The organism is Prevotella sp. P2-180, from assembly GCF_002251435.1.
In the GTDB taxonomy this organism is placed as follows: domain Bacteria; phylum Bacteroidota; class Bacteroidia; order Bacteroidales; family Bacteroidaceae; genus Prevotella.
The window spans coordinates 75,547-95,629 of sequence record NZ_NPJI01000076.1; the positions used below are offsets into that span (position 1 = coordinate 75,547).

The following is a 20,083-nucleotide window of genomic DNA, read 5'->3' on the forward strand; positions in this document are numbered from 1 at the left end:
CACATCCTCGCCCGATTTGATTGAAAAAACGCCCCAACAATAGAAAAATTGAGACAGCCAGGGCTCAGGGGAATACCACATTGCTGACGTAGAAGATCAGAACGTTGGCGACCATATCCACAACGAAATGGAGGGTTAGTTAAACGGGGGTAATTGTAAGACAGTGTTTTACATAATTCAGTTTAAGGTTTGTTTCGGTCTATTTTGACCTTATTTAATCGGTGAAGAATCTATGCTTAATTGGATGTATAATCCCCCAAAACAACAACTCTTTAGTTGTTGTTTTGGGGGATTATGATAGATTAGGCAGTTCGATTTACATCGTCATGCTTTCCAGAGTCCGTGAAGATTGCAGTACTCCCTGGCACACAGACACTCCTCGTTGGTGAAGAATGTTGCCTCGGGCTTGCATCCGGGCTTCAGTTCGCACCTCAATACCGATTTGGGTGTCAGCAACTCGATCCACTGGATATAGTGCTCGTCGAGCATCGGATGCTCCACACTTCCCACCCTTACGTGGTATCCATTGGATGTTTTCTCAACCACAGGGACATGTTTCTCCTGTGCAGCGTCGGTAGTGTTCTCTTTGAGCAGAATCATCGGTTTGCCGCAACACACCAATTCGCCTGCTCCAGCATTCAACACTTCCACAATGTTGCCACAAACGGGGCAACGATAGATTTCCTTAATTTTTGTCATAATGTCTCCTTTCTTTTTGGAGTGCAACGTCGCACTCACGTTCTCACGCTGCAAATATAATAAATAATCAGCCTCTTGTCAATACCTTTATTATTTTATTATGTCTATTTAGCAAATTTTCATCCAAATGTATCTTCTTGTTATTAATTTGTTACATGATTAATAATTATTCAACTTTCCCATAAAAATAGCGTGTCTTTTTTGTCATAGTCTCGAATTTTTTATGTACTTTTGCCACGAAATCCAAAATACTAATTAAACCGAAATAAAAGATGAAAACAACTATTCACAGAATCGTAGCTGCTGCCATGTCATTGCTTATGGCTGGTGCTGCAACGGCTAACAATTGGAAGGACGTTGACTATGTTGGAGACGGACAGACTGGTCATAAACTCGACATCTATACTCCCGACGACGGGCAGCCGACTCACAAGGTCGTAGTGCTCATATACGGCAGTGCTTGGTTTAGCAACAATTCCAAAGGCGATGCCTTTAAATCTTATGGACAACAATTGCTCGACGCAGGCTTTGCCGTGGTGAGCATAAACCACCGCGCCAGCACCGAAGCCAAGTTCCCGGCACAGATACAGGATGTAAAGGCTGCCATCCGCTATGTTCGCGGCAATGCCTCGAAGTATGGTCTCGACACCTCTTTTATAGGTATCACAGGATATTCTTCAGGCGGTCATCTATCTTCATTGGCTGGAACGACCAATGGTGTGAAGACGCGTAAGTTTGGCAAGGTGAAGGTGGATATAGAGGGACAGCTCGGACAATACACCAAGGAGAGCAGTGCTGTAAACGCCGTGGTGGATTGGTTTGGCCCTATCGACATGAGCCGAATGGAGCGTTGCGAGACATATAAGGATGCCAACTCGCCCGAGGCTGTCATAATAGGTGGTCCGTCGGCAGAGAATCCTGATATGGTGCGCGCGATGAATCCCATGTCGTATATCGACAAGAAAGACCCGATGTTCCTCGTCATTCATGGCGATACCGACCCAGTGGTGCCTTATTGCCAGAGCGAGTATTTCTCCAAGGCGCTGAAGGACGCCGGTCGTCTTGAAGACTTTATCACCGTGCCCAACGGAAACCATGGTCCTGTGACCTTCAATGACAATACATTCCAGAGGATGGTGAACTTCTTCCAGCGTCAGGCCGGCATGAAGGAGACAAAACTGCCACAACCCTCGGCTCTGAACATCCGCAATCAGGAATATCCACGAGTGCTACAAGACGGCAGGGTGGAGTTTCGAGTTAAAGCCCCTACTGCCCAGAAAGTGCAGATTGAACTTGGCAAGCTCTATGACATGAAGAAAGGTGCCAATGGTGTGTGGACATGTACTACTGAACCGCAGTCGGAAGGATTCCACTATTATTTCCTCGTGGTCGATGGAGTAAAGGTGGCAGATCCTGCAAGCGAGTCGTTCTATGGTTGTAGTATGATGACGAGTGGTGTTGAGATTCCCTACCCCGCAGAGAAGGCCGACCGCTATCAACTAAAGGCTGAGGTTAAGCATGGCGAGGTAAGTAGAGTTCGCTATCAGTCGAAGGTTAATGGAGAGTGGAAAAATATCTATGTATATACTCCTGCCGACTATGCTACAAGCGGCAAGCGTTATCCTGTGCTCTACTTGCAGCATGGCGGTGGCGAGGACGAGCGCGGATGGAGCAACCAGGGTTTGACTGATATCATTCTTGATAACCTTATTGCAGAGGGAAAGGCTGAGCCAATGATTGTAGCAATGATGGACGGCAACTCACAGGATTTCGCCGCCGAGTTGCTCACCGACGGCATTCCTCTCGTTGAAAGCCGCTATCGCACACTCACTACTGCTGACGGGCGTGCACTGGCAGGACTGTCGATGGGAGGCATACAGACTCTGAATACATCTATCATGCATCCTGAGTTGTTCCGTTATGTAGGTGTATTCAGCAGTGGTTGGTTTAAGAATCCCCAACCGTTTATGGCAAACAGTTCTGGCGAGCCCTATTATGCAAAACTCAAGGAGCGTCCCGACTATTACAACAAGCAGTTCCGCGAGTTCTATATCACTATGGGTGGCCAGGAAGATATTGCCTATGAGAACTGCAAGGCCATGCGCGAGCGTTTCGACCAGATGGGCATCAAGCACAGCTATTACGAGACTCCTGGTGGACATACATGGCCCGTATGGCGTGAGAGCCTTTACTTCTTCGCCCAGAAAATATTTAAATAATTTCTTGAAGGTCTTGTTGAAATAGGAGCAGTCGAAATAGCCCAGTTTCATAGCCACAATTTTGATGGTGTCTTCGCTGGTTATGAGAAGGAGTTCGGCTGCTTCCTTTTTCTTTTTAGTGATATAGGCAATAGGAGTGTCGGTTTATTGGTAAAAATGAAGAGTTAGAATAATATATTTTGATTGTTTTTCAAATAATTATGAAGTTTATTTCAACTATATTGGCAATGACCATAACAACCATTGCCTCGGCACAAGTGATATCGCCTAACGGAAAGGTGGAATGGCGGGAAAAAGGTAAGGGCTTTGCCGTGGTGTATCACGACGGCAACAACGAATGTGAAGTATTGGACATAACAAATGTGGGATTGCTCACTAAGGACGGGGGCGGAAAGGACTTGACGCTCAAGGCAAAAATGCCTGTGAAGACGATAAAAGACTCCTACACGATGATTGGTGGCAAACGTCATGACTGTTCCAACGAGGCTAATGAGGTGACTTATCTTTATATCGACAACATCGGAAGAGAGCAGCAACTCATTGTCAGGGCTTATAACGATGGCATAGCTTTCCGATATGCCTTCGACGCATTGCAACATACTCGTCCTACAGAGGAACTGACCATTTTTAGCATAGCCGAAGGTACAAAGCGATGGATGCAGAAATGGACAGAACCATACGAGGAGTTCTTCCCACTATCCACCACAGGAGAGAGTGAAAACAAGCGTTGGGGCTATCCTGCATTGCTTCAACCTACAGACAAGGTCTTCGCACTTATTACTGAGGCAGGAATAGAAAGATACAATAGTGCGTCGTCGCTCTTCAACGACCGCAACAAGGAGGAATATAGGGTTGTGATGGACGAGACCCTGCAGAACACCACAGGCAAATGGCGTTCTCCCTACAGAGTCGTTATAGTTGGAGAACTGAAAGATGTGGTGGCTTCCACGCTCGTTACAGATGTCAGTGAACCTTGCCGCATAGAGGACACTTCGTGGATTAAACCAGGTTCTGTGTCGTGGATATATTGGGCATACAACCATGGCTCAAATGACTATCAAATAGTAAGGCAATATGTTGACATGGCAGTGGAGATGCGCTGGCCTTACGTACTCATCGATGCGGAATGGGACGAGATGAAAAACGGCGGCAACATAGAGGATGCCATACGCTACGCTCATGAAAAAGGAATCAAACCCATACTGTGGTATAACTCTTCCACAGCATGGCTAAAGGCATGGGGCGCACCAGGACCGCATGAGCGACTCAATGCTCCCGAAAACCGCGAGCGTGAGTTTGCATGGCTTGAGAAGATGGGTGTGGCAGGAGTGAAAATCGACTTCTTTGCTGGCGACAAACAGGAGACGATGGAATATTGTATCGACCTTCTCGAATGTGCCGCACATCATCATCTGATGGTCAACTTCCACGGCGCGACAATTCCAAGAGGTTGGCAACGCACATATCCCAACCTCGTAAGTGTAGAGGCTGTATATGGCGCGGAGTGGTATAATAATAACGCCACCCTCACTCCGAAGGCTGCTGCCCACAATGCCACGTTGCCGTTCACACGCAATGTGATTGGACCGATGGACTATACTCCCTGTACTTTCTCCGACTCGCAGCATAAGCATATCACTACCCATGCCCACGAACTCGCACTGCCAGTGCTTTTTGAGTCGCCGTTACTGCATTGGGCAGACAAACCGGAAAGCTATCTCATGCAGCCCAAGGAGGTGAAGGACTTCATGTCGGCATTGCCCACCACATGGGACGAAACCCGACTACTTGGTGGCTATCCTGGCGAATGGGTGGTGATGGCACGTCGCCATGGCAATAGATGGTATATCGCCGGTATCAATGGTAAGGACGTACCTCAAACGCTCTCCTTCGACACATCCTTCCTGCCCAAGGGTAAATACATATTATTCACTGACAAGACAAGATATAAAGGCGATCTGCCTGCCGATAATCCCGACCCCTGGAGCATAAAGAAAGGCAAGGGCAAAGTGCCTGCAAAGATTACGTGCCAACCAAGGGGAGGCTTTGTGATTGTGATGTATTAAATTAGGAATGAGGAGTTAGGTATGAGGAATAGAATTCACTTATTTTTTTTGATAATGGCAATATCTGTCATTGCCAATGCGCAAGACAAAACACCAAATGTAAAGGTGGAGTTTGTCACTCCTAAGATAATTAGAGTGCAGTGGTCGGCTGACGGTTCGTTGCCCGGCAACAACACTGGCGTGTGTGTATATGAGAGGCAGAAGGTGAAGTCGGAGGAGATTGTCGTGAAGAACGAGGGCGGTTGCATCTCGTTTATCGACCGAAAGACCGGCAAGACACTCTTGAGGGATGTGGCCAGGGAGTCACAACCAGTGGTGCAGGAACGTATCGTTTATGACGATGCCACTGCCCGCATGGAGGAAACCGCCAACGGCAAGGTGACGGTGAAGGACATCATACGTCGTGACACTATTGGCGAGAGCACACGCTACATATCGCATTTCTCGTGCCCCGACACCAAGGCTTTGTATGGTCTCGGTGCCCATATGGAGGATTATATGAATCTTGTGGGAAAGACTATGTGGCTCACTCAGCACAATCTAAAGGTGATGATACCAGTGCTGATGTCTCCACAAGGCTACGGTTTGCTTTTCGATGCCGGATGTGCCATGAAATACTCGTCAGACGGCAAGGGTTTTACCATGCAGATGGAGGCAGCAAAACAAATTGACTACTATTTTATTAAGGGTGACAGGATGGAGGATATTGTCGAGGGGTATCGTTATCTCACGGGCAGAGTGCAACTGCTTCCGCTCTATGCCTTCGGATATATCCAGTCGAAGGAGCGTTATGTCTCTTCTGACGACCTCATCAATACCCTGAGGGAATATCGCCGTCGCCATGTGCCTGTGGATATGATTGTGCAGGACTGGAACTATTGGCCTGAGGGTTGGGGATATATGAAGATGAACCGCAAGTATTATCCCGACCCAAAGGCTCTTGCCGACTCCATACATGCCATGAATGCCCGGCTGATGGTGAGCATCTGGCCCAATCCGCAGTATTGTCCCGAGGAAAAGGATTTCCGCAAGCGTGGTTTTATGCTCGAACACTCGGTGTATGATGTCTTCAATGCCAATGCTCGCCGCCACTACTGGAAATATGCCAACGACGAGTTTTTCTCTAATGGTTTTGATGCTTGGTGGTGTGATAGTAGTGAACCACTTGACGGCGACTGGAACAAAATACCAGAATCATTAGGCGATAAGCCATACGGATGGAACGACCATAAGCGCCGCTGGCAGCTCAACAAGGATATACTCAGCGATGCCTTAGGTGCAGAGCGAAGCAGTCTGTATTCACTCTATCACTCGATGGGATTATATGAAAACCAGCGTGCCACGACCGACGTCAAGCGTGTCCTCAACCTCACACGAAGCAGCTATGCAGGGCAGCAGAGATATGCCACTGTGGTGTGGAATGGTGATACTCATGCCTCGTGGGAGTCATATCGCCAACAGATACCGGCTGGTCTGAACTATATGGCTACGGGCAATCCTTATTGGACCGTTGACGTTGGGTCTTTCTTCGTCAAGAACGACGGACGCAGATGGTTCTATACGGGTGAGTTCCAAGATGGCGTTAATGATGAGTCTTATCGAGAGTACTATACCCGTATGTTCCAATGGGCTACGTTCCTGCCTATGCTCCGCAGTCATGGTTCCGACACTCCTCGCGAGATATGGCGCTTTGGCGAGGTGGGAACTCCTTATTACGATGCCATCCTGAAGATGATCAACCTGCGCTACACGCTTCTACCTTATATATATAGTATGGCGGCGGCACAGTATTTCTCAGGCTACACCATGGCGCGCCCACTTGCCTTTGATTATCCCGACGATGAGGTTGTCTATGACCTCAAAGACGAGTATCTCTTTGGCAATATCCTCGTATGTCCTGTCACTTGCCCGCTTGCTGAGGCAAAGAGCCGAAAGGTTTATCTGCCCAAAGGCAACCGATGGTATGACTTTTGGACAAATGAGTCATACGACGGAGGGCAGTGGATAGAGGTGCCTGTCGCTATCGACCGTCTTCCTCTATATGTCAAGGCTGGTAGCATTATCCCCATATCAGAAGTTGTGGAATATTCCGCTGCCCAAGCCGATAAACCTATCACCCTGAATGTCTATCCTGGCGCCAACACTACGTTTTCGCTCTATCAGGATTCTGGCGACGGTTATGCCTTTGAGCAAGGCGACTATTCCATCACAAAGTATGAGTGGAACGAAAAGAAACAACGTATTAGGCAGAAAACTATAAGAAAGTCTAATAAATTCAAACGCGAGATCCAGATAAATATTATAAGGTAAAAACAAATAAAATGAGATTATGTTACAAATTCTGTGCAAAGGAATGGCGTGAAAATTTAATAAATTGTCAGAATATTGAATAATTATCTGAGAATTATGATGTTTATCTGAGATATTTTGTGTATTTTTGTGGCGCAGATTATGTGTATGATACATATCTGATAAGTAAAACAATCTCTAAGGTTATATATAGCATCTTATGATATGAAGAAAATGTTTTTTGCACTATTGTCGCTGACATCCTGTTTACTGTCAGGCACACAAACCATCAAGGCTGGAATGCCTGTCCCGTCGGCTGACCAACTGCGATGGCAGACCCAAAATTACGCTCCTTTTGATGCCAAGGTACTTCGCCTGGATGCCGATAAGTTGGCAAGTGGCGAGAGGATTAAGTTTGGAGACATCGAGATTCTAAGTGAGAAGAAGGTAGAGCACGACTGGGAGAATCCGGCTGTGCTTGGTATCAACAAACTGCCTTATCACTCCACCCTCCAACTGCCTTCGCTCGAGAAGGAGTGCAAGGAGATTGTGTCGCTCGACGGACAGTGGCATTTCTGTTGGTCGCCTAATCCCAATGAACGTCCTAAAGGCTTCGAGGCGGCAGACTACGACGTGAGCCAGTGGGATAAGATTGCAGTGCCGGGCAACTGGCAGACACAAGGCTACGGTACACCTATATATATAAATATAAACTATCCTTTCGTGCGCAATCGTCCTTATGTCACTCAAGAACCGCCTCGCGACTGGACAGCATACGCAAGGAGAAACCCCGTGGGATCTTACGTTACCTTCTTCAATGCCACCGACGAGATGCTTTCGCAAAACGTCATTCTGCATTTCGGCGGTGTTAAGTCGGCTATGTATGTGTGGGTCAACGGCAAAAAGGTGGGATATAGTCAGAACTCCATGTCGCCTGCCGAGTTTGACATTACGAAATATTTGCATAAAGGCGAGAACCGACTTGCAGTGGAGGTATATCGTTGGAGCGACGGCAGCTATCTCGAAGACCAGGACATGTGGCGACTGAGCGGCATCTTCCGTTCGGTGCAGCTGTGGGTGCGCCCGCTTGTGCACATTGCCGACTATAGGGTGAAGGCAGAGCCTAATGCAGATTATTCCAAGGCTTCGGTGACTGCCTATATGAAGATATGCAACATGGGAGGCAAAACATCGAAAGACATGCGCATCCGACTGAACATCGACGGAAAGAACATTGAGGGCAGAGTTAAGGATATCGCTATTGGCGACACCATCTCCGCTTCGCTTGAATACACCATCGACAATCCACGTCTGTGGTCAGCTGCCAAACCGAATCTCTATCCCTTTAGCATAGAACTTATTGACAATAAGGGCAATGTATCGGAACACTTTGACTATCATCTCGGGGTGAAGCGAGTGGAATGTGTTGGAGAGGTGTTTAAGGTGAACGGCAAGAACGTGAAACTGCGCGGAGTGAACCGTCACGACCATCACCCCCGAACAGGACGATATGTGGATGACGCTACATATGAGAAAGACATTGCACTGATGAAGCAGGCAAACATCAACTTCCTGCGTACCAGTCACTATCCCGACCGTGAGTATCTGTATGAACTCTGCGACCGATATGGCATGTATGTCATGGACGAGGCAAACCAAGAGAGTCATGGCTACGGATATGCCAACAAGGATATGGGTGAAGACCCAGCATGGAAAGAGGCACATGTTGACAGGGCGACATCGCTCGTGGAGCGCGACAAAAACCATCCGTGTGTAATACTCTGGAGCCTTGGCAACGAGGGAGGCATAGGACCGAACATCCAGGCAATGTATGACAAGGTGAAGAGTTTCGACTCGTCGTTCCTGCCATTCTACGACTGCCATCCTCGTTATTCCTCGCTATACGACGAGGGCTATCCCACACCAAAAATGATAAAGGAGAATGCAGCAAAGGTGAAAGACAAACCATATATCGCCCGGGAATATGCCCATGCCATGGGTAACTCGATGGGCAACTTCAAAGAATACTGGGATGTTATCTATGCAGACTCATCAATAGCGGGTGCTGCCATCTGGGATTGGGTAGATCAAGGACTTGCAAAACCTAAGGATGGCGGTAAGATGCGCCTGTCAAGCAGTCTTGAACTCATGGATGATGAGTTTTGGGCATACGGCGGCGACTTTGGCGACAGACCCAATGACGGCAATTTCTGCATCAACGGACTCGTGGCTTCCGACCGCACTCCTCATCCCCATTACTATGTGGTGAAACATGTCTATCAGCCCATACATTTCTCTATGATTGACGGCAAGATAATTAAGAAGAGCATGGACCCGACGGTTGATGTAGAGGATTTCGACTATGCTACCGATACTACTATTGTATCTAATGAGAAGACCATCATTGTGAAGGCTATGTTGAAGGACGATACGCCATGGGCAAAGAAAGGTTTTGTGGTGGCATCAGAGCAGTTCGTTGTCGAACCATATTCTTTCCCTGTGTTTGCTGCAACATCGCGCAAAGCCCCGAAGGTGAAGAAAAGGGAAGACTATGAGGTGTTGACAGAGAAAGGCTCTGTGGTGATTGATGACAAGGGGGCTATTACCGAGATAAACGTCAATGGACGCAATATCCTCAAAACTCCTCTCGAACCGTATTTCTGGAAGCCAGAAAATGACAACCAAGAGAAGGCAGGCTTTGCCAAACGTGTGGCTCCATGGGAGAAGGTTGGAGAGAACCGACAACTGAAATCTATCAAGGTTTCCTCTTCCAAAGGCATCACTTTTATAAAATGTGCATATACATTACCAGTAGGTGCTGATTACGAACTTTGTTATAGCATCAACTCTGTAGGAGATATAAAGGTTGAAGCCGACTATCGTCCAACGCAAGCAGATATTCCGCTGATACCTAAGTTTGGTATGAGAATGCGCTTGACATCCGATTTCGACAAGGTGGAGTATTACGGTCGCGGTCCTTGGGAGAATTATCCTGACCGCAAACTGGGATATGACATTGGTCATTACACCATGCCGCTCGCCGATTTTCAAGTTGATTACGTGCGTCCGCAGGACAACGGCAACCGCTGTGATGTGCGTTGGTTGACACTGTCTTCAGATGGTTGTTCAATGCGCATCGACGGAGGTCAACCGCTCTGCATCCGTGCGTGGGACTATGGTGAGGAGAATCTTAACGTGAGGCATCCCCATGAATTGAAGCGAGGAGATTTTGTCAACCTCAACATCGACCTCAACATTCACGGTGTGGGAGGTGCCGACACATGGGGCAAGCGCACATTGCCCGAATACACCATCGACGGCAACCAGTCCCACCACTATTCGTTTGTCATTTCAGTAGAACAATAAAAATAATAGGGACAGGTACCAATGATTCTCGATAAACTAACGAACCAACGTACCTGTCCCTATGAACCGGAACAAACAAATTAGACCTCAACTATTTCTTCGGTTGTCTGAATTTCATTTGTTATTTCTTTAGTCTTACTCCGTAAATCTGTCCTACCTGACGTCCCTTGTGAGCCACAAACTTCACTCTCACTTCCGTTTTGCCTTCAAGCATTGAGGCGGGAATGGGGTAATCGACGGTCTTGAACTGGGTGGTACGCCAGCGGTGGGTATTGTTGACACTTGTCAGCAAAGTGTCATCGATATAGATGTCAAACTCCGATGAGCGCCATTCGTCCTGACCCCAGAAGGTGAGCTGCAGCGTGAGAGCTGACTCTCCCTTTGTCTGCATGAGGTAAGAGAAATAGTGACCGTCGCGGGCATCGCGATAGAACACTCCTTCGGTACTGCCCTTCTCTGAGTTGTCAGTCTCCATGCGGTGGTCGGTTTCGGGCTGCTGCTCTCCAGGCATCACCTTATCCACAGTGGCAGCCTCAAGAGCCTGACGAGCTTTCTCCTCATCGGCGAGTCTTTGGGTATATGCCTTATAGTCGGCATCGCTCAAGGCAAGCCAATACATCATATAGCGTGAGTCGTGAATCTCGAAGAAAGGTTGCAGTTCCCCGCCAGGTATAGCGTTCTCCGTGCGTGTGGCGAGGGTGAAGTGTAGCGGTTTGCCTGCCACAGGTCGAAGGTCCTTGGCAATATCGCTGATTTCCTTTGGCAAGAGGATAGGGGCTTTGTCGAGAGGCATTTTTTTGCCACCGGCATATTGTCCGAAACGGCTGTCATCAGCAATGAGTGAACGCAGGTCTTCTGTGCCAGTCTTCATACCAAGAACGATAGGACCATACATAATTGCTACATACTGAGGTACGTTGGGCATCCGCTCAACACTGCCGTGCATAGGCATGGAGATGGCGATGCGGTCGCCCTTCTTCCATTTCCTGTTAATGCAGACAAATCCATTCTCCTCATATTGTTTTGCATCGAATCCAATGCCTTTCACCTCAAACTTGTCGCACCATGCTGGTTTCCTTATCTTCATGGTAAAGACTCCCTTTCCCTTTGTCACAGCTATCTCCGATGTCTCGCCATAAGGGAAGGCTGTCTCTTGTCTTAAGATGATGCCTCGCTCGCGCCAGTTGAGTTCCGAGGCAACAAAGAGATTTATGTAAATAGCGTCATCAGATGCTTTTACTCCCTTCTTTCGAGTCCATGTCCACTGGCCATACTTGCCGTGGTTTTCCATACCCGTTCCCACGCAGCACCACATCGCCATGTTGGGTGCGGAGTAGTTGCGGTAGTGGCGTGGACGAGCCGATGTGAAATATACATATCCTCCGTGCTCGGGATGTTGGGTGGATAGGATATGATTGAACATCGCGCGCTCATAGAAGTCGCCATAGGCGGCATTGGGATTGGCACGGTTGAGGAACTCGGTGAGTTTGAGCATATTGTATGTGTTGCACGACTCAGGTCCGTCGATGTCGTTCACATAGTCGATGCATGTTTCCTTCGTAGGGAAGTGTTCGCGTCGGCTGTTTCCTCCGATGGCAAGCGAGCGTTCCTTTGTAACAAGATCCCAGAAGTATTGGCTAGCCTCATGCCATTTGGTGTCGCCGTCCAGTTCGGCTATACGTTGAAAACCAATAACCTTCGGTATCTGTGTGTTGGCATGCATATTGTCGAGACAGTCCTTATGGTTCTCCATCGGGATGAGCAACTGTCGGTGGGCAAAGCGGCGGGCGCAGTCGAGATAACGTCGGTCTCCGGTCATGGCGTATGCATCTGCTATCACCTCATCCATGCCGCCATGCTCATTGCCGAGCATGCGTTCCATCTGTTCGTCGCTAAGTTCAGATGTGATATCCACAGCCCAGTCGCAGAACTTCAGGAAGAGCAGGCGTGCATCTTCGTTGCCGCAATAAAGCCATGCGTCGCGCAGTCCGGCAAACATTTTGTGTAGATTATAGAAAGGAGCCCACGAACCGAAATATTTGCCGAAGTCACCCTTGCGGAATGTAGACCAAAGCTTTTCACTCTGTGGGAAACCGCCCACATAGTTTTTTGCCCAAGCCTCTCCACACTTGTCATTGGCTTCTGCACAAAGTTTCAGTTCTGCAATCATATATTCCATGCGCCTACGACACTCCTCGCTGCCAGTAGCTGCATTGATGGCAAGTGCCGAGAGATAGTGTCCTCCCACGTGTCCGTCGAGTCCGTCCCAGTTGGGGTAAGTAGGTTTGCGTGGCGTCAGTCCCGCTTCCTTGCGATAAGGCGCAAGCATTCGGTCGCAGTCGTACTTCAGTAGGTTTTCCACATTCAGGTCGCGAGCGTGTTTCAGCGGACCATCAAGCAGAGTGATGTCACCCAGCGGGAATTCATCGTTGTAGAGTTTGTCTTGCGCCATTGTTGTATATGGCATCATCAGGCATACAAGTCCTGAAAAAATCAGATTTCTATTCATTGTTTTTGGTCAATATAAAAAATTACGTTTCTTGAGTGCAAAATTACACTATTTATTTCATAAACAGATTCAAAAACGTACCATATATTATAGTTTTTGTTTCATTGACGTAATAAGTCGTGCCGAAAATGTGATTTCCTCTTTATATATTATTCGCAATAAACGATGAAATTCGACAGATTTACCTTAAAGTTGATCCTAATCCCAAAATTTAGCTATCTCTTATTCCCTCAGACATCCTATCGGCACGATATATACTCCGTCTTCACGACGATAGGCGAACCGGCCTGTGGCGGTGAGAATCATCAGGAAAGATGGGGACTTCATCTTTACTGTGTCAATCTTGCTTGACAAGGAAAGAAGGGTTGAGGCTCCCTCCTCTATTAGTTTGTCACCTCCTAATTTTATCTCGACAAGTCCGTAATTGCCGTTGCGAAGGTGAACAACGGCATCACATTCCAATCCGTTTTTGTCACGGTAGTGATACACCTGACCGTCAATGGCATCTGCAAAGACACGCAGGTCTCTTACGCACATCGTCTCAAACAAAAGTCCCATGGTGTTAAGGTCGGCTATAAGGTCGGCAGGACCAAGTCCAAGAGCGGCAGTGGCAATCGACGGGTCTATGAAATAACGAGTGTCGGAGGTGCGTATGGCAGTTTTTGAGCGCAGGTTGGGATTCCACGCCAATGAGTCTTCTATGATGAAAATCTTCTTCAACGCATTGATATATGAAGAAATGGTCTTTGCATCAGCCGCCGACTCGTCAAACGCCCTTATGTCTTCCACTAAAGTGGATATTGTGGCTTGCGCTCCTTGATGACGAGAGTATGACCGCATCAGCCGCTTTGTTAGTTCCGCATTGCGACTGATGCCGTCAACCCTCGATACATCAGAACGTGTGACAGCATCATAATAGTATCTTACTGTGTCAAGTGCGGCTTTATCATTAAGCAAAGTAGCACTTGGCCAACCGCCACGGCATATCAAAAAAGCAACGTCTTCAAGTGACAGTTGATTTATCCCCATGATATTGTCAGGAGAAGTGAAAAGATGGCCAAGGCTTACTTCCCCTGATGATTCTCCTGATTCATATAGACTCATAGGACGCATGGTAAGCCAAGCGAATCGTCCTGCGCCCGAATGGTGGATATCGTCGGTTTGGGCAGGAACGGCAGAACCAGTCAAAACGAACTGTCCAGGCTCACCTCGCCTGTCAACCTCGTAACGTATCGTGTCCCATAGTTTGGGTGCCAATTGCCATTCGTCGATAAGCAGAGGGATATTTCCTTGAAGCAATGCCTTGGGATTAATATCTGCCATCCTGAGATATTGCGACATTGCGGTAGGGTCGTCAAGATACAGAATTGTATTGGCTTGTTGTGATGCCGTAGTTGTCTTTCCACACCATTTCGGACCTTCAATCAGCACAGCTCCCACTCCTGAAAGTCTTCTCTGGAGCATCCTGTCTGCGATTCTTTGCTTGTACTTCTTCATATCCAATGAGTTTTGTCGGGTGCAAAGGTAGCAAAAATATTCCGAATATACAAACAAAAACCCTACAATTTCCTCTGTTGGCCGGATTTCATTTCCTCAGTTGGCTGATTTTTATTTCCTCTGTTGGCCGGATTTCATTTCCTCACTTACCTCCTCCCATCGGAAGACAGGACCATTCCGGCGGTCGGGGTCGGCACCACGCACATCTGCTCCATAAGGAGCGCCTGTTCCAGGATAGAGTCCTATCATACGATTGGTGTGCAAAGAGAGAAGCATACACTCAGAGCGAAGCATGTCCTGCCAAAGAATAAGACTTCCCTCGCTTTCCTTCTTCATAAAACGGACATCGGCAGATAGGCCCTCTCCTACAACTGTAAGGAAACCAGCTCCGTTCATTGCCTCAAGTACTACACGACCCTTACCACGATCGTGAACACGAAACTGGCTGGCACCACTGTTATACTCTCTTGAACCCTTGCCGCACATGTGGAGCATCCCCTGTTTGTGGACGAAGGCATAAGAACCGTCGTTGAGATTACACAGACGGATAACCTTACCTATCGGCAGATTGCCACTGCGGTCAGCCATCGGTTCGTCTACACGCCAATCATCAAAGGATGCCACTCCTCCTTGTTTCCCTTTGGTGTTATAGGCAAATAGAGTGAGACGAGCTCCCTGGAATGTCTTAAGCTGATAGGGCATTACTATCTCACTGCCCATCAGCTTGAATTCCTTTCCGTCAATACTATATAACAATGTACCTGTAGAATTGTCGAAATCGCCTGTCATACGCAGATACACCTTGCTTGTGGTAATGCAGGAAGTTTCTGTCTTGTTGCTGTTCTGGTCATACCATTTTAGCCTCAACGACTTACCTGTCTTTTCCACTCCAATAAGGGCATATGGCATATTGAGTATGGCAAGACCTGCAATGTCTCCATCCTTGAGTTTGGAAGCGTCGAGGGTGACAGTGGTGGTGGACACTGGTCCAATGGCGCGTTGTGTGAGTGTATTGCGTGCCCACAAGTAGTCTTCGGCAGGCATGGCGGTAATGTTGAGTCTTCCACCCTTTAGTGACCACTTGCCGGAAATCGGCTCGTGGTTCCATTGCCATATCGGTTTCAGCGTCTTCCCGCTAAAGTCATCGCAGCGGTCGTAGGGAGCAAAGCCTTTGCTCGCGGTGGGGGCTTCTGCGGCAGAGGAAGGTTTTACGTTAGGCTTAAACCATGTGCGCGGTCCACGTCCGAGATTTCCCGGAATTCCGAAATAAGGATAATCGTCCTTCCATGTGACAGGCACGAGACATACCGTGCGTCCCACTGCATTGAAATCGAGCATGGATACAGCCCACCATTCCCCACTCTGAGTCTGCACGATTCCTCCTTGGTGGATAGTGGCGCACCCCATAAAGTTGCCAGAGCCATCAGAAACGTCGAAATTGAATCCTGGTTCGGGAACAATAGAACCAAGACCTACATTGCGCACAGACTTTGCAATCTTCGTTCCAAGGGTCTCCATCATGTTGATGGTGCGTGTTTCGTAAGGTCCCCATATATTATCTGCCACGGCGCACTGCTGGCGGCCCATAGGCGAGTAGTCGGTGGAGATGATGTAATACTTGCCATTTATCTTATAGGCATGATGTCCCTCGCCCATGGCGGAACCATCGGGGATAATCTCGCGGTCGCTACCCTCGACGAAACCTGTGAAGTCCGGCTTAATCTCAGTGCAACGCACTGCCCCGTACTTATGGATGGCATATACCTTGCCGTCGTCGTCAAAGAGGACAGACAGGTCGTAGATGTCGCCCTTGAGGTTGATGTGCTTCCATGGGCCCTCAGCCTTGTCAGAAATAAACACCTGCATTCCGTGTCCATTGATATTTGAGAACACATAGAATTTTCCGTTATGGTATCGGATACACGGAGCCCATATACCTTGTCCATAGGCCTCCTTGCCGTTTTGGAGTTTGAACTCATCTCCCAAACCGAAGAAATCCTGCATCGTGTAACTGCAGAAACGCCAGTTGACCAAGTCCTTGGAATGAAGTATCACTACTCCTGGCAAACAGTGCATGGTGGTTCCGGCAAGATAGTAGTCATCCCCCACCCTGATTATGTCGGGGTCGCTGAATTCATCGTAAAACAGTGGATTGGTGTAGGTTCCATTCCCATTGTCAGCAGTCCACGACTGTGCCGTGGCATTACAGATGCCCACCATCGCAAGCATGGCGGCAACAATAGTTTTATAGCAGTTTTTCATTTTTTAATATTATGATAGTTTATAGTTATCGCTGCAAAGATACATATTTAAAATGAAACGCGTGCATATTTTTACGATTTTTCTATAAATTTCAGCCCTAAAGTATCGCCTTCCACGCTGCCGATTGTCGGGATATTATCTTTCAAATGCCTTTATCGACTTTTTCAAAGCGTTTGCGGGTTTCATTGTTAATGATGCGACATGCCTTGTGGGTGTTGAACTGGATAGGGGCTATAACGAAATCGGGTACGTTAAACGATAAGAAACGCTCGCTATAGAAACGTCGCGGATTACGTTGAGGCAACATAAACGCCTTGCTGACAGCGCCTTTGGCATCGACATGACAGAAATAGGGGCGGGTGAAGAGACCATCGTCGCGGCGTGAGCTAAAAACAAGCCAACGGGAGTTTGTGCTCCAGTTATGAAACGATTCCGTATCATCTGAGTTTGCTCCAGTCATAGGCTTGCTTTCTCCTGTAGACATATTGAGCAGATAGAGGTCAGCCTCATGATGCCAGATGCTAAACTGTCCATAGTCGGAGAGTGTGTAGCACAAGAAACGACCATCATAGGAGGGGCGGGGAAAAGATATTGACTTGTTTTTGCCTTCTGCATATACAATGGTGTCTATTCGGTTTCCGAAACTGCCTGTGGAGGGGTCGAAATCGATGCGACAGAGGTTGTAACGAATGGAGTCGAGCTTCAAACTGTTCTCTGGTATAGCTCGTGCTGCACAAAAATAAAGTGAGCGTCCATCGACAGAGAATGCGGGATAGGTCTCGTAGATGGAGTCGTTACGAAGATGTGGCGAAAGAAGCAATGTGTTCTTCTCTACGTCATACACCTGAAGGTCGGACGCTGTGTCAAAGACTTCAACTCGATTGCGGTCTGAGCCATGAAACACCTGACTTGTAGCATTGGTTGAATATGCTATATACCTGCCCGAAGGATGCCAATAAGGATAGACGCATAGCCCGAGGGTCTCAGCTGTCTTTGTGTTATAGGCGGTGAAGTCGCCGCCATTGCTGCGCAGCAATGTAGCTCCATGAGGACCACGTACGTGAATGCTCATGTCGGCTGAGTTGCCACGATTGAAACTATGGCAGTTGACACATCCTTCAAACTGCGTGTTCTCTATCAAGGCACGTTCGTCGAAGGAAGACAAGTCGCGCTCGTAGATACCCATCTTGCTCCACACCTCGTAGCCTGGCTCTATAAGGCGGTAACAGATGCCATAGTCGATACTGTCATTGCTGACGAGGATGGAGAAAGGACGATAGGTGTGCCAACCGTCTTCATATTTTGCGGAAACAGTAACAGTAAGTTTTTTACCTCTGTTATTATCCAGGATTTGATGCCAGTCGTCAATATCGAAGTCCAAAGCTTCATCGCCTTGGCTATGAAGACTGTTTCCTTGATTATCAGCAACAACAGCATCTATGAGCAAGGCTTTCTCGTCTGCCATGCAGAAATTGAGAGGGGCAATGTTCACTGGTATAGTGACATCCACATAGTCGGGATATATCTTTGGATGTGATGTCTCCTGCTTTGCATCACGTACTGTCTCCGTTGTGCATGACGATATCAGAAAGAGGGTGAAAAGGGTATAGAGTATATTTTTCATCGGTTAATGATTTTGTGCGTATTTATAAAAACTGTCCTGATCGCCGGTCAGTATGAATGATGCCATCATATACTGGTATGCGAGCAGGTTGTCCTTATTGTTGAGGTAAAGACTCTCAAGCATCGCGGGAGTGGCATTGTCGCTAAAATAAAAGTCTTTTTTGATTGCAAATGTGCGCAGAGTGCCATACTCGGGATGCTTGGCTATTGCCTTCTCGTTGCCAAGCAGAGTGATTGTCTCGTTTGCCCAGTCGCTATAGAAGAGTGTTTTCTTTAGTGCCATAAGATATTTGCGTGCCACCTCGTAGTCGCCGTTGATTAGGTTTGTCTGTGCAAGACGTTTATAGCAACGGGCACTCTTTTGGAAGTCGAGAATGGCTTCCTGAGCCTCAAACACTGTTCGCTGGGCAATATAGGTCAATCCTAAATGATAGTATGCCTCGGCTGTAGGCATCGGACTGATGGCATCTGTCTGAACTTCAGGCAAAAGACCTAACATGCCGTTTTGGTTGTATTCAAGCATCTTGTTGAGTAGTATGCCGCGCTTAGCCAAGGCAAGGTTTTGCACAGTCACTCCTATCTGGTTGTTGGGTTTCTCTTCATCGATGGTATCGAGTATGCGGTTCCATTGCTGATGGCATGCCATGAAGTCATATTTCATAGTCTTCTCGGCTTTGAAATTGCTGTTTTTCCATACCATGACGCCCATAGCAACAGCAACCACGACAAAAGAAACCAATGACAATATTATATCGTTTTTATTATGAGATCTATCTCGGCATGTACATTCGTCTTTAACTTCCTTAACTTCTTTAACTTCCTTAACTTCTTTAACTTCCTTAACTCCCCATATAATAACTAAAATGGAAACCGCCACCCATAGCATTGTAGGGATCACTGTTGGATAGCGATGATAGTGTATGCCTCGCCACAGACTGCCATCAAGTACCTGGAGGCAGTGGGCAAGGACGAGAGGCATCAAGACAAAGACCAGCACTGTCGCAATGTTCCATATAATATGGTTTGCGCGACGTATCTGAAGTAGACAGAACACTATACTCACAGGTCCGGCAATCCAAAAGAGAAAGGGAATAAGCATTGCTGTAAGTATGCGACGTGTCCATCCGTCTGCCATCTTGTCGATAGCCAAAGAAGCAGATAATGTCAGGACTACTGCCCATACACCACCCAACAATGCGTTCTCATCAAGCAAGAATATCCAAAGCAGGAAAGCTGGCACATAACTTAGTCCATAGAATCGCCCCCAATTTGCCAAGCGTAGTGTCAACAACTGAACCACCGAGAGCAGGACAGCAATGATAGCAGCTCCTACCCATGCATAGAGGAAGAATTGCGTAGAGAAGCGTCCCAGCAAATCGGCCACACCTCCGGGCAATGCAACGACATCCAATATATAGGAGATTTCGAAAAGGAAAAGCTGATACTGCTCCTGATAATGCAGATGGTGCGGATATGCCAACCCGAAGAAAAGGAGGACAGACACACCAAAGAGGAGGGTGTATATATAATGTATATATTTCATATTGTTATGG

10 protein-coding genes are annotated in these 20,083 nt (G+C 47.6%); 4 read left to right on the plus strand and 6 right to left on the minus strand.

Annotated elements, in window-relative coordinates; genetic code table 11:
* Nucleotides 1-324: 324 nt before the first annotated feature.
* Nucleotides 325-699, minus strand: coding sequence for a desulfoferrodoxin (locus CIK98_RS11055; protein WP_094384313.1), 375 nt, complete (start codon nt 697-699; stop codon nt 325-327).
* 272 nt (nt 700-971) lie between these two features.
* On the opposite strand from CIK98_RS11055, the gene CIK98_RS18735 reads away from it, so the two are divergent.
* From CIK98_RS18735 to CIK98_RS11075, 4 genes are all read left to right on the plus strand, one after another.
* Entirely contained in the window at nt 972-2,918 is a 1,947-nt protein-coding gene (locus CIK98_RS18735; RefSeq protein WP_253249703.1) for an alpha/beta hydrolase-fold protein, read from the plus strand.
* 200 nt (nt 2,919-3,118) lie between these two features.
* The gene (locus CIK98_RS11065) at nt 3,119-4,984 is read left to right on the plus strand and encodes a glycoside hydrolase family 97 protein (protein ID WP_094384292.1); all 1,866 of its coding nucleotides are present in this window, start codon (nt 3,119-3,121) and stop codon (nt 4,982-4,984) included.
* A 54-nt stretch (nt 4,985-5,038) separates the two neighbouring features.
* Nucleotides 5,039-7,294: a TIM-barrel domain-containing protein gene (locus tag CIK98_RS11070; RefSeq protein WP_172409913.1), complete on the plus strand. Its 2,256-nt coding sequence runs from the start codon at nt 5,039-5,041 to the stop codon at nt 7,292-7,294.
* A gap of 204 nt (nt 7,295-7,498) precedes the next feature.
* Nucleotides 7,499-10,639, plus strand: a complete 3,141-nt coding sequence (locus CIK98_RS11075; RefSeq protein ID WP_253249704.1) for a glycoside hydrolase family 2 TIM barrel-domain containing protein — start codon at nt 7,499-7,501, stop codon at nt 10,637-10,639.
* 121 nt (nt 10,640-10,760) lie between these two features.
* On the opposite strand, the gene CIK98_RS11080 is transcribed toward CIK98_RS11075, so the two are convergent.
* The 5 genes from CIK98_RS11080 to CIK98_RS11100 all read right to left on the minus strand — a co-directional run bounded on the left by CIK98_RS11080 (nt 10,761) and on the right by CIK98_RS11100 (nt 20,073).
* A complete protein-coding gene (locus CIK98_RS11080; RefSeq protein ID WP_094384294.1) occupies nt 10,761-13,148 on the minus strand; it encodes a beta-L-arabinofuranosidase domain-containing protein in 2,388 nt (795 codons plus the stop codon).
* Nucleotides 13,149-13,370: 222 nt separating this feature from the next.
* Nucleotides 13,371-14,645: an ATP-binding protein gene (locus CIK98_RS11085; RefSeq protein WP_094384295.1), complete on the minus strand. Its 1,275-nt coding sequence runs from the start codon at nt 14,643-14,645 to the stop codon at nt 13,371-13,373.
* Between the two features lie 111 nt (nt 14,646-14,756).
* A complete protein-coding gene (locus CIK98_RS11090) occupies nt 14,757-16,907 on the minus strand; it encodes a glycoside hydrolase 43 family protein (protein ID WP_094384296.1) in 2,151 nt (716 codons plus the stop codon).
* A gap of 142 nt (nt 16,908-17,049) precedes the next feature.
* On the minus strand, nt 17,050-18,531 hold the full coding sequence (locus CIK98_RS11095; protein ID WP_094384297.1) for a PD40 domain-containing protein: 1,482 nt from the start codon (nt 18,529-18,531) through the stop codon (nt 17,050-17,052).
* A 3-nt stretch (nt 18,532-18,534) separates the two neighbouring features.
* Nucleotides 18,535-20,073 (minus strand): DUF6057 family protein, encoded by a 1,539-nt coding sequence (locus tag CIK98_RS11100; protein WP_094384298.1) that lies wholly within the window; start codon nt 20,071-20,073, stop codon nt 18,535-18,537.
* Nucleotides 20,074-20,083 lie beyond the last annotated feature (10 nt).